At 74.1% G+C, this 13,961-nt stretch carries 11 protein-coding genes; 4 read left to right on the top strand and 7 right to left on the bottom strand.

Translation table 11 applies throughout. From position 1 onward, the window contains the following. Positions 1 to 104: 104 nt before the first annotated feature. Entirely contained in the window at positions 105 to 1,376 is a 1,272-nt protein-coding gene (locus CCN42_RS11250; protein ID WP_086735059.1) for a M6 family metalloprotease domain-containing protein, read from the bottom strand. Positions 1,377 to 1,688: 312 nt separating this feature from the next. Between CCN42_RS11250 and CCN42_RS11245 the strand changes: the two genes are divergently transcribed. Then, positions 1,689 to 3,683 carry a putative bifunctional diguanylate cyclase/phosphodiesterase gene (locus CCN42_RS11245; protein ID WP_169731437.1) on the top strand — a complete coding sequence of 665 codons (1,995 nt, stop codon included), beginning with the start codon at positions 1,689 to 1,691 and terminating at the stop codon, positions 3,681 to 3,683. Here the strand turns inward: CCN42_RS11245 and CCN42_RS11240 are convergent. The 5 genes from CCN42_RS11240 to CCN42_RS11220 all read right to left on the bottom strand — a co-directional run bounded on the left by CCN42_RS11240 (position 3,662) and on the right by CCN42_RS11220 (position 10,028). Beyond that, positions 3,662 to 4,789 carry an LLM class flavin-dependent oxidoreductase gene (locus tag CCN42_RS11240; protein ID WP_245877237.1) on the bottom strand — a complete coding sequence of 376 codons (1,128 nt, stop codon included), beginning with the start codon at positions 4,787 to 4,789 and terminating at the stop codon, positions 3,662 to 3,664. The two genes, CCN42_RS11245 and CCN42_RS11240, sit on opposite strands and share 22 nt — an antisense overlap. A 155-nt stretch (positions 4,790 to 4,944) precedes the next feature. Continuing rightward, the gene (locus CCN42_RS11235; RefSeq protein WP_086735055.1) at positions 4,945 to 6,303 is read right to left on the bottom strand and encodes an AAA domain-containing protein; all 1,359 of its coding nucleotides are present in this window, start codon (positions 6,301 to 6,303) and stop codon (positions 4,945 to 4,947) included. Beyond that, positions 6,300 to 7,904: a hypothetical protein gene (locus CCN42_RS11230; RefSeq protein WP_086735053.1), complete on the bottom strand. Its 1,605-nt coding sequence runs from the start codon at positions 7,902 to 7,904 to the stop codon at positions 6,300 to 6,302. Before CCN42_RS11230 ends, CCN42_RS11235 begins: the two co-directional genes overlap by 4 nt. Further along, the gene (locus CCN42_RS11225) at positions 7,895 to 9,112 is read right to left on the bottom strand and encodes a hypothetical protein (protein WP_086735051.1); all 1,218 of its coding nucleotides are present in this window, start codon (positions 9,110 to 9,112) and stop codon (positions 7,895 to 7,897) included. Before CCN42_RS11225 ends, CCN42_RS11230 begins: the two co-directional genes overlap by 10 nt. Beyond that, positions 9,063 to 10,028: a phosphatase PAP2 family protein gene (locus CCN42_RS11220; RefSeq protein WP_086735049.1), complete on the bottom strand. Its 966-nt coding sequence runs from the start codon at positions 10,026 to 10,028 to the stop codon at positions 9,063 to 9,065. Before CCN42_RS11220 ends, CCN42_RS11225 begins: the two co-directional genes overlap by 50 nt. Before the next feature lie 155 nt (positions 10,029 to 10,183). On the opposite strand from CCN42_RS11220, the gene CCN42_RS11215 reads away from it, so the two are divergent. Beyond that, entirely contained in the window at positions 10,184 to 10,780 is a 597-nt protein-coding gene (locus CCN42_RS11215; RefSeq protein WP_086735047.1) for a histidine phosphatase family protein, read from the top strand. Positions 10,781 to 10,933: 153 nt separating this feature from the next. Here CCN42_RS11215 and CCN42_RS11210 read toward each other — a convergent pair whose 3' ends face one another. Then, positions 10,934 to 12,376, bottom strand: coding sequence for an NsdA family TPR-like regulatory protein (locus tag CCN42_RS11210; protein WP_086735044.1), 1,443 nt, complete (start codon positions 12,374 to 12,376; stop codon positions 10,934 to 10,936). A gap of 299 nt (positions 12,377 to 12,675) precedes the next feature. On the opposite strand from CCN42_RS11210, the gene CCN42_RS11205 reads away from it, so the two are divergent. Then, on the top strand, positions 12,676 to 13,125 hold the full coding sequence (locus CCN42_RS11205) for a hypothetical protein (RefSeq protein ID WP_086735042.1): 450 nt from the start codon (positions 12,676 to 12,678) through the stop codon (positions 13,123 to 13,125). 69 nt (positions 13,126 to 13,194) lie between these two features. Continuing rightward, positions 13,195 to 13,961 (top strand): spermidine synthase (locus CCN42_RS11200; protein ID WP_107427580.1); only part of this gene is annotated, 767 nt, incomplete at its 3' end.

The following is a 13,961-nucleotide window of genomic DNA, read 5'->3' as shown; positions in this document are numbered from 1 at the left end:
TTCGAGTCCCTGGCGGCGCACTAGCGATTAGGTCGCTGACCTGGGCGTTCTCGATTGCGAGAACGCCCTTTCGCTTTTCCTGGCGCCGTTCTCCCGCACTGTGATCAGCTCTCCCGCGCTGGCGAGATCTTGACGGTCCAGGCGCCCGACGCCGTCCGTCCCTCGACCTCGACCCGGACGTCCTCGCCGGGCACGGTGAAGCTCTCGCCGACCCCGACGGGCGCGTCGGCGAGTGCCGGGTAGACCGAGTTCTCCCAGCAGGCCTCCGTCTGTGGATGGGCGTCCATCACCTGGACCGGCCCGCCCCCGGACTCGGCGCCGCTGTGCACCCGGTACACCAGGATCCCCTGCCGGCAGGCGGAGTGATCGTTGCCGACCGCGCCCCGCGCCTCGAACGCGAGCACCCGGTCCGGGCCGGTGCGCACCACCGCCAGCTTGGTCCCGCGGCCGGAGCCGAAGAACGGCACCCCGGCGGTCCCCGTCACCGCCACGCCCGGGCCGGCGCCCAGCGATTCCAGGGTGAGCCGGGCCGGCTCGCTGCCGGGCACGCACATCACCTGGCGCTCCTCCAGCCAGCCCAGCTTCCACTTGTGCCAGCCGAAGAAGTCCGGGGCCAGTCCGAACTGGCTGCCCATCAGGTCCCAGTCTCCGACGTGGGTGTCCCAGTCGCCCTTGTCGTCCGTCGGACGGTGGTAGAGATCCGGCAGATCGAACACGTGGCCGGTCTCATGGGCGAGGACCAGCCGGTCCGGCGGATGGTTCTCGAACACGGTGACGATCCGCCGGATGTCCGTGCCGTCGGCCCGCAACGGAGTGTCCAGATTGACCACCTTGGTGGCGTCCGAGTCCACGCCGGGCGCGTGCGGATCGGCGACGAAGTAGACGATGTCGTAGCGCGAGTAGTCCACCTGCCTGTCGCTGACGGCGAGCGCGTCACGCAGATAGGCGGCACGCTGCGAGGCGTTCCAGTCGCGCTGTATGGCGTACGCCGTGGACGGGCGCGGCATCCGGATCCAGTTCCGCAGCGGGTGCGGGCGCAGCGTGAACCGGCCGTACGACGCCTGCGCGAAGAACCGGCTGGTGACCGGGAAGTGATCGGCGGTCAGCTCCGCCGGGGTGGTCAGCGGCTCCGAGTCCGGGAAGGACAGGAAGACCATCACCGCGTCGAGTGAGCGGGTCGGCTGGGGATAGGCGGCGTTCCAGGTGTCCAGGCCCTCCGAGTGGTGCGCCTTCGTGCGCTGCAGGGCGCAGGGGGCCGCCGAGAAGGGCTCGGCGACGGAGGGACCGGTGAAGAGGGAGGTCGCGGCGAGGGCCGCCAGGGTGGTGAACACGGCCGCGGTGCTGCGCAGTCGGGGGCGCGGGAGCGGACGCGGCACGAGAACCTCCGGATGCGGTCGGGGGACACCGCATCCAGCGTGTGGCAGATTGTCGTACTGCGTCCTGTTTGTCTGGCCCGGACGAGTGAGTCGGAACGGTGGTCCGGAAGGGCGACACCCCCGATGTGCTCACGGAACGTCACCAGTGGTCCGGAGGCTGGCGAACCCGTCCAGCTGTGGGCAGAAACGATCCGCCCGCGAAGTGGGTATGTCTTGAGTGGCGGGCAGTGGCTGGAAGGGCCGGAGGGCAGCCTCTATGATCGGCACACTTTCCTGCGCGGACGACGATCGAGTGCACTGCGGGAGCGAGCGGTGAGCGGAACCTCCGAAGGGCCGACGCCCGCGGCAGACCTCATCCGGACGGCCGTCACGGACAGTGATCCCAAGGCGTCGGGTGGTACGGACGCCGTCGCCTTCCTGCCCATGAGCGAGGACGTGCGCGCCACCGCTCCGGCGCCCACCGGCGAGGACGTGGATACGGCCGCCGTCCCGCCCACCGGTGAGGACGTGGGTCCGGCGGCTGTCGCGTCCAGCCGTGAGGGCGCGGGTGCGGACGCCGGGGTGGTCCGCGGACCCGACTCCTACCGGTCCGCCTTCGCCGCCGCGCCCCTCGCCATGGCCGTCGTCGACCGTGAGGGACGAGTCGTCACCGCCAACGAGACGCTCGCCGCCCTCTTCGGCACCGGGCCCGGCGCGCTCGTCGGACGCGTCGCCGCCGATCTGCTCGACCTCGCCTCCGACCCCCGCACCTGGCACGCCTACCGCGAGGTGCTGCGGGGCCGGCAGGCCCGACTCCGCTGCACGCGCCGCCTCAAGCACCCCGACGGGCCCGCCGTGTGGGCGCAGATCACCGTCGCCCCGCTCGCCGACGGCGCACCCGGCATCCTGCTGTCCGTCACCGACATCAGCGCCCGGCGTGAACTCCAGGCGCAGCTACGGCACCTGCAGATGCACGACCCGGTGACCCGGCTGCCCAACCGCACGCTGTTCTTCGAACGGCTCTCCGCCGCCCTCGACGCCGAGTTCTCCACCCGCGGCGGCACCGGCCGGATCGGCCTGTGCTACCTGGACCTCGACGGCTTCAAGGCCATCAACGACACCCTCGGCCACCGCGTCGGCGACCGGCTGCTGGCCGCCGTGGCCGACCGGCTCACCCGCTGCGCCGAGACGGCCGGATACACCCGATCCGGCGCCCCGCTGGTCGCCCGGCTCGGCGGCGACGAGTTCGCCCTGCTCGTCGAGGACTCCACCGGCACCGAGCAGCTGGCCGACCTCGCCGAGTCCGTGCTGAACGCCCTCCAGGCCCCGTTCGACCTCTCCGGGCAGCGGCTCAGCGTCTCCGCCTCCATCGGGGTCGTCGAACGGCAGGCCGCCGGGACCACCGCCACCGGCCTGATGCAGGCCGCCGACACCACGCTGTACTGGGCCAAGGCCGACGGCAAGGCCCGCTGGACGCTCTTCGACCCCGAGCGCAACGCGCACCGCATGACCCGCCAGGCGCTCGCCTCCACCCTGCGCCCGGCCATCGACCGGGGCGAGTTCATCCTGGAGTATCAGCCGCTCGTCGGCATGGCGGACGGGCGCCTCAGCGGCGTCGAGGCACTGGTGCGATGGAATCATCCGCAGTTCGGCACACTGACGCCGAATCGGTTCATCGGACTGGCCGAGGAGGAGGGCGCGATCGTCCCGCTCGGCCGCTGGATCCTCGCCACCGCCTGCCGCCAGGCCCGCCGCTGGCAGCTCGAGAACCCCGACGAGCCGCCCATCTTCGTCAGCGTCAACGTGGCGGTCCGTCAGGTGTGGGACTCCGACCTGGTCGCGGACGTGGCCGAGACCCTCGCCGAGACCGGCCTCGCCCCGCACCTGCTGCAACTGGAGCTGACCGAGTCCGCCGTCATGGGCTCCTCGGGCCGCCCGCTGCGCACCCTCCAGGCGCTCAGCGACATGGGCGTGCGCATCGCCATCGACGACTTCGGCACCGGCTACTCCAACCTCGCCTACCTCAGCCGGCTGCCGGTGTCCGTGCTGAAGCTGGACGGGTCGTTCGTGCGCGGCTTCCAGTACGAGGACACGAGCGCCCACGCCAGCCCGGCCGACGAGGTCATCGTCGAGGCGATGATCCAGCTCGCGCACCGGCTCGGGCTGACCGTCACCGCCGAGTGCGTGGAGACCTCCGCGCAGGCCGGACGGCTGCGCCGGATCGGCTGCGACACCGGCCAGGGATGGCTGTACTCCCGGCCGGTGGCCGCGGACCGCATCTCCGAGCTGCTGGCCTGCCCCGCGGGTCAGGCGGCCGGCAAGCCGTAGGCGTCGGCGATCAGTTCGAAGCTGCGCAGCCGCACCCCGGCGGTGGGCGTGTTGGCCGTGATCATCAGCTCGTCCGCGCCGGTGCGCTTCTGCAGGTCGTCCAGGCCGGTGCGGACCTCGTCCGGGGTGCCGTGGACGACGTTCGAACTCCACGACCGCGCGAAGTCCAGCTCCATGGGGCTGAACTCGTACGCCTCCGCCTCCTCCGGGCTCGGCACCAGGCCGGGCCGCCCGGTGCGCAGCCGGATCATGCTCAGCACGGAAGCCTTCACCTCACGCCGGGCCACCCGCTCCTCGTCGGCGGCCAGCGCCGAGACACCGATCAGCGCGTACGGCTCCGACAGCAGCTCGGACGGCTTGAAGGACTCCCGGTACAGATCCAGCGCCGGAATGGTGTTCTGCGCGGAGAAGTGGTGGGCGAACGCGAACGGCAGGCCCAGCAGGCCGGCCAGCCGGGCGCTGTAGCCGGAGGAGCCCAGCAGCCACACCGGCGGGCGGTGCGGGGACTGCACGCCGCCCGGGGAGGTCGCCTGGACGGGGCCGGGCACGGCGTGGATCCGGCGGTAGGGGTGGCCGTCGGGGAAGTCGTCGTCCAGGAAGCGGGTCAGCTCGGCCAGCTGCCGGGGGAAGTCGTCGGCGCCCTCGTCGGGGCGGTCGGTGCGGCGCAGGGCCGCCGCCGTGGCGCCGTCCGTGCCGGGCGCGCGGCCGAGACCGAGGTCGATCCGGCCGGGGGCCATCGCCTCCAGGGTGCCGAACTGCTCGGCGATGACCAGCGGGGCGTGGTTGGGCAGCATCACACCGCCGGAACCGAGCCGGATGCGGTCGGTGTGGGCGGCGAGGTGGGCGAGGATCACCGCGGGCGAGGAGGAGGCGACGCCCGGCATGGAGTGGTGCTCGGCGACCCAGTAGCGGTGGAAGCCCCGCGACTCCGCCAGCCGGGACAGGGCGACGCTGGTGCGCAGGGCGTCCGTGGAGGTGCTGCCCGCGCTGACCGTGACCAGGTCCAGCACCGACAGCGGGGTGGGGGCGGAGCCGTGGGCGGTGCCCCGGATGCCGTCGCTGTCGCTCGTGCGGTCCTCGGCGTCCCGGGTGTCGTCTGCCGCCACGATGGGCCTCCTGCTCTTGTCGCCATGCGGTGGGTCATGGGCGTCAACGGGAGGTACCCGGAGGTTCATTCCCGGATTTTGCGATACGTCACCCACGCCACAGCGGCGGCAGGTGGCCCGCCGGGGGACCGGGGGCCACCGGGAGACCCGTCGGCCTAGGGGCGCCAGCTCACCCGGTGTTCCGCCAGGTGAGCCAGGACCGCGTGGTTCGCCTCCCAGCCGTCCGGGAACTTCACCAGCGTCCCGAGCTGCACCGGCTCCGTCGACGGATAGTCGTCCAGCAGTTCGCCCACGCCCGCGCGGCACACCACGATGCACGCGTGCCGGTGCCGGGAGGCGAGCACGCACAGGCGGCCCGTCTCCAGGTGGAAGGCGGTGGCGTCGGGGCGGCCGGAGAGCGGATGGAGGACCACCGTCACGTCGTACTCCCGGCCCTGCAGCCGGTTCGCCGTGTCCACCGTGACCCCGCTCACGCCCAGCTCGGCGAGGGCCGCGCGGACGGCCGCCGCCTGGTCCCGGTGCGCCGTGCCGACGGCGATCCGCTCGGCGGTCAGGGGCGCCGGGTCCGGGGACCGCTCCGAGGTGGCCGCGCCGCCCCGGTCCAGCAGGCGGCGCACCACCGCCGCCACCGCCCGCACCGCCTCCGGGTCGGTGCGCGGGGTGTGCCGCGCGGGAAGCTCCAGCAGCCCCCAGCCCGACTCGGCCGCCTCGTCGATCACCCGGTCCGGACCCGAACCGTCCGACGGGACCGCGAACGCCAGCCGCCGGTCACCGTGGCCGGTGCCGCTGCGGAACCGGGTGTACGGATAGAAGGCGTCCGAGACCAGCGGCGCGGCCGAGGCCGGCAGCCGCCAGGAGACCGGGAGCCGGTGCTGCGGCAGACCGGGGTTGTGCGCGAGCAGCGTCGTCACCGCGGACGCCGACGGATCGTACGACAGCCCCGCCCACTGCTCGCTGCCGACGATCGCGAACGGGTCGAGCTGCCCCGGATCGCCGACGAACAGCGCCCGCTCGAACAGTCCGGCGACGGCGAGCAGCGCGTCGGAGCGCATCTGGTACGCCTCGTCGACGATCGCGTGCCGCCACGGCTCGTCGACCTTGATGTGCGCCCACTTGGCGGCGGTCGACAGGACGACGGGCAGACCGGTGAGATCGGCCGCCTTCGCGGACGTACGGACGTTCGGCAGCGAGTCCAGCGCCTTGTCGTACGGATCGGCGTCGCTGCTGTGCAGCCGGCCCACCGGCAGCTCGGGGCTCCGCTCGGCCAGCCGCAGCACCAGGTCGTCGACCTGGGCGTTGGTCTGCGCGATCACCATCAGGGGGCGCCCGGCGTCGGCCAGTTCCAGTGCCGCCCGGACGACGAGGGTCGACTTGCCCGCGCCGGGCGGCGAGTCGACCACGACACCGCGGGCCGGGCCGTGCAGCGTGTCTCTCAGGATCGCCTCGGTGGCCCGCGCGGCGGCGGTGCCCGGGTCGAGCGGGGCACCGGGGTCGGCGATGGCCTCGGCCGTCACAGCACGTCCTCCTCGGTCACGGGGTCGGCGGGTTCGGGGGCGGTCTCCTCACCGGGCGGACCGCCGTGCGTCCACGGGGTGTCCTCGGGGTCCGGCAGCTTGGCGCCGCCGCGCTGCTCGTGCTCGAACAGCGTGAAGCAGATGCGGTCGCCCTTCTCGGGCACGGAACCGGGCTCGGGCTCCTTGCCCCGGCCCATCTTGTCGAGGACCCGCAGGACGACCAGCGCGCCGTCCGCGCCGTCGTCCTGTCTCGCCACGAACTCGTACGACTGCGGCTTGCCGCCCAGCGAGCGGTACACCTTCACCCGCTCGCCGAGGTACGGCCGGTCGTCGGTGCGGACCGTGACCAGCGGGCGCGGGCTGGGCCGTCTGCCCTCGCTGTACGCCATCTCCACGTCGACGACCTCGCCCGCGAACGCCTCCCCGGCCAGCCGCCGGCCCGCCATCACCAGCGGATCGTCCAGCGCCTCCTGCGCCTCCAGGCGGGCCTGCTCACGCTCCCGCGTGGCCAGCTTGTTCGCCGCGGTCACCGCGTCGTCGCGGCGCGGCTGCGGCGGCTCGCCGGACAGCACCCGGTCACGGTGGCCGGTGAACGACCAGCGGTCCCGCGTCCACCGCTCCGCGACGTGCCCGCCCTCCGGCAGCGCCCGCAGCAGGTCCAGGCCCCGCCACACCGCGTCCCAGGTGGGCCGCGTCACGCTCTCCACCAGGGCGCGGATCTCCCGCTCGGCGGCGGTGACGGCACCGAGCCGGTCGTCCGCCTCCAGCCCGTCCTCGGCGGCGGCGAACGTGCCGCGCGCGCGGTCGTAGCGCTCGATCGCCGGGGCGAGCAGCTTGTTGTCGAACGCCGGGTCGGTCGCCGGACCCGCGGGCGGGCACAGCAGCTGTCCCCGCTCGTCCCGGGCCAGCTCCGCCCGCAGCGCCGCCTCGGCGCCCGAGCCGCCCTCCGGCGGGTCGATCCAGGCGAGCAGCGCGCCCAGGTGCTGGTCCTCCAGTCCGGACTGGCCCGTCGCCCAGTGCCGCGCCAGCACCTCGGTCAGCGCCAGCAGCAGCGAGGAGCCCGGCACCCGGGACCGCTCCGCGTAGTGGGTCAGCCAGCGGCCCAGCAGCGGCACCCGCGGCGGGGCCGGATGCGGCGTCTGCGGGTCCTGCTCCGCCGTACGCCGGAAACGCATCGAGCGGCCCAGCAGCCGGACGAGCTCGACGCCCGCGCGGCTCGGCACGATCAGCTGCGGGGCGTCCGCGCACAGATCGACCTCGACCTTGACCCGCTTGCCGGTCTCCGGGTCGGTCTCGGTGCGCTCGGCGACCTCCACGGCGTCCGCGTACGCGTCGATGTACGGCAGCACGATGTCCGCCAGCTCCGCCAGGAACGCGAACCGCAGATCGCGGTCGCGGGGCTGCGGGACGACGAGCAGCCGGGGCGCGTCCCGGTCGGTGCCGACCAGCGCGCCCAGCGGCGCCCCGGCCTCACCGGCGGTGATCAGCGGCACGAGGACCAGCGGCCGTTCCGACAGGTGCCGGTGCCGCACGGTCGCGGCGGGCTGCGCGCGCCCGCTGTCGACGGCCTCCAGCCGCGCGAGGGTGGTGATCAGCGACACGGGGCGGCCTCCTGGGCGGGGGTGCCCGCGCTGTCGTGGACGGGGGTGCCCGAGCCTTCGTGACCGGGGGTGCCCGTGCATCGGTCCGGGGCGTCCACGAGGGCGGCCAGTGCCTCCGCGCGCAGGCGGGCCGCGCGGCGCAGGGCGGCCACCGCAGGGTCGTCCGGGTCGCCGCTCTCGCCGCGGGCCGCCGACAGGACGTCGCCGACGGTGGTCAGCCCGCCCAGCTCGGCGCGGGCCGCGCGGCCGAGGGAGGTGACCGCGGCCTGCGCGCGCGACCGGGCGCGGCAGTGGAAGGCCAGCTCGCAGGCGGACAGGCACTCGGGCGCGTACGCCGCCGGGACCGACTCCACGGCGGCGGTCAGCTCGGCCGCCGGCAGCTCGGGCGAGAAGCAGGTGCCCTCGGGGAGCGCGTCGACGATCTCCTCGATCCGGGTCAGCCGGGCCAGCTGGCGGCGGGTCACCGCGCGCTGCTTGCGCACGTCCACCGCGGAGGCGGCGGGCAGGTTGGAGAAGTCCTTCGGGCACACCAGCAGGATCCGGTGCCGCACGCGCGGGGCCGGGTCCAGACGGGCCGCGACCTCCTCGAGGGCCAGCACGTACACCGCCGCCTGCCGGGCCGCCGCGCCCACCTTCGCCGGGTCGGCGGAGCCGTCCAGCATCGGGAACGACTTGATCTCCACGACCGTCCAGCTGCCGTCCGGGTGCACGACCACCGCGTCCGGCTCCAGGAACGCCGGGGACCCCGCCACGTCGAGGGCGAGCATCGGATGGTCGAGCAGCGTCCAGCCGCCCGCCTCCACGGCCTCCCGCAGCGCCAGCGCCGTACGTGCGGCGCGGCCCTCCGGGCCGATCGCGGACAGGTCCGGCACCCGGCCCTCCTCGGGCGGCGCGGCCTGCGGGTCCAGCTTCCGGTGCGCCAGGCGCAGCAGCTCTGCGCCGCCGTCCGCCTTCACCCGCGCCTCGAACGCGTTGCCCCGCGTCAGGGCGAACTGCGACTGCCCGAAGGCGGACGGCGAGCCCAGCGCGTCCGCCAGTCTCGTCTTGTCCACCCCGGCCCCGTCGAGGACCGCCCGCCGCGCGCAGCCCGGGTTCGCGGCCAGCGCCGCGAGGGCACGCGCGTCGAGCGCCTTGGCCGGTACGTCGGGACCGCGCAGCTCAGCGAGCCGCTGCCGGAGCGCCGTCCCCCGCCTCCGAGGGTGCGGCACTCGGCTCGGCTCCCGGTCCGAACCGTGACTCGCGCTGCCGTGGAATTCGCTCACCCGCCGAAGTCTGGCATCTGTCACTGACAATCGAGGCCTGTGCGGCCGCGGCGGCCTGCGGGACGGGTGCGACGGCGGGTGCGGTACGGGCCGCGAGCCGGGCCTTGACCCGGTCCGCGCCGCGCATGACGAGCGGGGCGAGCAGCAGTCCGGCGCCCATCACGGCCGCGCCCGCGACCGCGTCGAGGAAGTAGTGGTTCGCGGTGCCCATCACCACGATCGTCGTCACCAGCGGATAGACCACGGCCGCGACCTTCGCCAGACGGGTCCCGCCGTACCGCCACAGCATCACTCCGCACCACAGCGACCAGCCGACGTGCAGGCTCGGCATCGCCGCGTACTGGTTGGTCATGCCGCCCAGTCCGCGCGGCGCGCTGGCCTCGCCGCCCCACCAGCCGTACGAGCTGTACTGCGCCATGGTGTCCACGAAGCCGTACCCGGCCGACAGCAGTCGGGGCGGGCAGGTGGGCAGCAGGGTGAAGCCGATCAGGCCGATGAAGGTCGAGGTCATCAGCCAGGTGCGGGCCGCTCGGTAGTGCACCGCGCGGGAGCGGAAGATCCAGATCAGGATCGCCGGGGTGACCAGGTAGTGCAGCGACGCGTACCAGAAGTCGGCCGGGACGCCGATCCACGCCTCGCGCGTGAACAGCCGGTTCAAGGGGTGCTCGGCGTTGAGGTGGAGAGCCTTCTCGACGCGCAGGATGGCCAGGCCGTGGTCGACGGCCGTGGAGACATCACCGCGGGCGAGCAGGCGGCCCGCCGAGTAGCAGGCGTACACCATGACGATCAGCGGCAGTTCCGTCCACCAGCGCAGCCGAATCCGCGGGGCCACCTCGGTGCCTGGTGACTCGGTCTGCGGCATCCGATCGCCCTCCCCCTTCGTTCCACTTTCCACGGCCACGCCTCCCTGGGCGCCCCGGCCTCTATAGACGCAAAGATCGCCCCCCAGGTTGCCCCATCACAGGGTGCGCGATGATGGAGGGGTCCCGCCTCTGGTTTCCCCCGGAAAGGTCATTCATGGCACCGCGCATCCTGCTGGCCCGGCACGGACAGACCGAGTGGTCGCTGTCCGGCAAGCACACCGGCAGGACCGATGTGCCGCTGCTCGACGAGGGCCGGCGCGGCGCGAAGCTGCTCGGCGAGCGGCTGCAGCGGGCGCCGTTCGACGGCCTGCCCGGCGTCGAGGTGCGCACCAGCCCGCTGTCCCGCGCGCGCGAGACGTGCGAACTGGCCGGGTTCGGCGACCGCGCGCAGACCTGGGACGCGCTGATGGAGTTCCACTACGGTGCCTACGAGGGCATGACCCCGGCGGAGATCCAGGCGATACGTCCGGGCTGGCTGATCTGGCGCGACGGCGTGCCCGACGGGGAGACGCTGGCCGAGGTGACGGCCCGCGCGGACGAGGTCGTCGCCTGGGCCCGTGAGGCCGACCGCGACGTCCTGGTCTTCGCCCACGGCCACATCCTCCGGTCCATCGGCGCCCGCTGGCTCGGTCTTCCCATCGCCTTCGCCTCCCGCATCCGCCTCAACCCGACGTCCCTGTCGATCCTGGGCTGGGCCTACGGCGAACCGGCGATCGAGAGCTGGAACGACATGGGCCACCTGGCGGTCTAGGAGGAGTCGTCACACTCCCGTCGTCGTCCGCAGGGCGGCCCTGCGGCGAGAGTACGTGCCGGGCGTCGCGGGGCGGACGGGAGTTTGACGACACCCCCTAAGCCCGGCCGGGCTGCGCACCCGGCCTCCGTCCGGCACCGCCGGCGGGACGCCTCACGCCGTACGCGCCGCCCCGGCGTGTCTCTCCAGGAACGCGGACACCCCCGCCGCCCGCCGGTGCGGCAACAGCACCCGCGCCGTCCCGGCGAGCATCCGCTGCACCCGGGACGACTGCACCTGGTCCAGCAGCGCCAGCACCCGCAGGCCGGCCACCGCCGCCTCGTCCGGCCGTCCCCCGCGCGCGAGATCGTCCGCCAGCTCGGCGGTGTACAGCGCGATGTTCCGCGTGAAGTGCGGGTCCTGCAGCCGCGCCGCCCGTCCCGCGTGCCGCGCGGCCCGCTGCCAGTCGCCGAGGGCCGACCAGCACTGCGCTTCCAGACCGGCCAGCTCGGCCTCCCCGTAGAAGCTCATCCACTCGGGGTCGGCGTCCGAGGGACCTCGCTCGAAGAGGGCCTGCGCGCGCGTGAGGGCCTGTTCGCAGCCCGTGCGGTCGGCGAGCCCGGCCCAGCCGCCCGCCTCGCGCAGCGCGAGCAGTGACAACAGCCGGGGGGAGCCGAGGGGGCGTGCGATGCGCTGCGCGGCCTGCGCGGCGCGCACCGCCTCCCGGGGCCGCCCGGCGTCACGCGCGAGGAACGCCGTGTTGCAGAAGGCGTGGGCCTCCAGCGCGCAGTCCCCGGCCATCCGCGCGGTCGCCAGTGCCTCCGCGTAGTGCGAGCGCGCGTCGTCGAACCGTCCGGAGTCGTGGGCCAGCCAGCCCACGGAGATGGCCAGTTCACCGGCGCCGGAGTGCAGCCGGTGGGCGGTCGCCTGCCGGGTCGCGCCGGCGTCCAGCAGCGCGAAGGCCGCGCGCAGCGGGGCTGCCGCACGCCGGTAGAGGCCGTCGGCGCCGTGCCGGTCGTCGAGCAGCCGGATCCGGCGGACGGCGTCTTCCAGGGCGCTCGCGGCGCTCGCTCCGACGCGGCGGACGGGACGCTCGACGGCCGTCGCCTCCGGGGCGAGCCCGATCGGGCCCAGTGAGGCGGCGGCCACCGTGGCGCTGCCGCCGGTCATGAATGCGCGACGCAGCACGTCGCTCTCCTCATGGTCGATGTGCGGGTCGTACGGGTACTGCGGGTCATACGGTTCAAACCCCGCGCAGGTCTCAGCGGGGGTGCGGGCGGGGCTCAGGTCGTGCGCGGGGGGCGTGTCGGCGGTGCCGCGCGCTCCGCGTCCGCGCACGGACGAGCGGGGCGTGAACCCCAGGTCGGTGAGGGTGCGGCCGGGGAACATGTGCAGGAACACCCGCTCGTATGCGTAGTTGGGGCAGCGGATCTCGCCCGACTCGACTCGGCCGATGTACCGCGCGTCACAGCTGACCTGCTCGCCGATCTCGCGGGCGGCCCGGCGTACCGCCGCCGCGAACTCCGCGGGCGAACGCCGGCCGCGCAGCTGCCGGAAAGCGAGATTCGGCCGCGGCGGCCGACTGGGCTGAGACGAGGTCACCGCTGACGACGTCATGGCCGGGTCCTCTCGTGCGAACCGTCGAACCATGCCGGATTCCGAACGAGTTGACCGAACCGCCGTGATGCTGGCTTCGTTCGGTGTCAGGCCCTGTTTCCGGCGGGGAAGAAAGTACCTGCTGTCACGGGTACGACACGCTGTGTTTGGCTACAAACCGGATATCTCATCCACGATCCGCCATGAACTGCCATCCTTTGCGGCGCACTTCCGCCGTAGCCGTTGACGCTCTTCCGCGTTGAACCCGGTGGACCGGGAGCCGCCCGACTCCCGAACCGCTTGGCGCAAGGAGGGGTTCCGTGGTGGAGGCCGTGGTGGAGACCAGCCAGAGCATCGATCCGCGCACGCCGCCGTCCACGCCGCAGGCCGCGTGGGACCTGGTGACGGTGCCGGCGCGGCAGGGGCTGGAGGCGGTCGACATCCTGCGGCGCGGCGACGGGGACGGAGTCGGCCCCGTGCTGCACGACGACGACGGCGACACCCTGGGCTTCCTGGTCCCGCCGGGCACCGCGGACGATTGGGACGTCCCCGGCAGCACCTGCACGGGGACGGACGGCCGCGGGCTGAGCCTCGACGCCGCACCCCCTGTCCCGGGCATCCCGGGCGGCTCCGGCCCCGCCGACGGCGCCGACTGCACCTGCTGGATCCTCCCGCCCGGCGAGGCGGACCGGACGACCGACCCCGCGGTCCTGCGCCGGGCCCTGGACGAGGCGGCCCGGATGCTCGAGGCGGCCGACAACTGCCGCTGACCCCGCGTCCCGCGCAGCACCCCGCCGACCGGCTGCGCCGGACCCGTCGTACGACCCGATAATGGCCGAATGGGAAAGTCCAGGAGCTCCCGGCGGGCCTCGGCCGCCGCCGACGGCGTCGCCGAGACCGTCGACGGCGGGCTCGCGCAGCTGATACCCGACCGGGACCGGGCGCGGGCCTGGACGCTGCTGATCGACGGGGCACCGCAGTCGCACGTCGACCTGGACGACCCGGCGTATCTCTCCTTCGACTACCAGCGGCGGCTCGGCCATGTGATCGACCTCGCCGCCCCGCCCGGCAAGCCGCTGAACGCCGTCCACCTCGGCGGCGGCGCCCTCACCCTGGCCCGCTACGTCGCGGTCACCCGTCCCCGCTCCACCCAGCAGGTCGTCGAGCGGGACGCGCCGCTCGTCCAACTGGTCCGCCGGGAGCTGCCGCTGCCACCGAACGCGCGGATCCGGGTGCGCTCAACGGACGCCCGGGAAGGGCTCGCCAAGGTACCGGACGGCTGGGCCGACCTGGTCATCGCCGACGTCTTCAGCGGCGCCCGCACCCCCGCCCACCTCACCTCGACCGAATTCCTGGACGAGGTCCGCAGGGCGCTGAAACCCGGCGGCCTCTACGCCGCCAACCTGGCCGACGGCCCGCCCCTCGCCCACCTGCGCGGCCAGATCGCCACCGCCGCCGCCCGGTTCGCCGAACTCGCGCTGATCGCCGACGCGGCCGTGCTGCGCGGCAAGCGCTTCGGCAACGCCGTCCTCGTCGCCGGCGACCTGCCCCTGCCGGTCGCCGAGCTGACCCGCCGGTCCGCCTCCGACCCGCACTCCGGCCGGGT

Source organism: Streptomyces glaucescens (assembly GCF_002154375.1).
Classification (GTDB): domain Bacteria; phylum Actinomycetota; class Actinomycetes; order Streptomycetales; family Streptomycetaceae; genus Streptomyces; species Streptomyces glaucescens.
The sequence above is the reverse complement of the archived record's forward strand: the minus strand, read 5'-3'. Positions and strand labels throughout refer to the sequence as shown.

Excerpts from the sequence above, each read along its gene's own strand:
- CCN42_RS11210 (WP_086735044.1), bottom strand. The coding sequence starts at position 12,376 with ATGACGTCGTCAGCGGTGACCTCGTCTCAGCCCAGTCGGCCGCCGCGG.
- CCN42_RS11220 (WP_086735049.1), bottom strand. The coding sequence starts at position 10,028 with ATGCCGCAGACCGAGTCACCAGGCACCGAGGTGGCCCCGCGGATTCGG.
- CCN42_RS11215 (WP_086735047.1), top strand. The coding sequence starts at position 10,184 with ATGGCACCGCGCATCCTGCTGGCCCGGCACGGACAGACCGAGTGGTCG.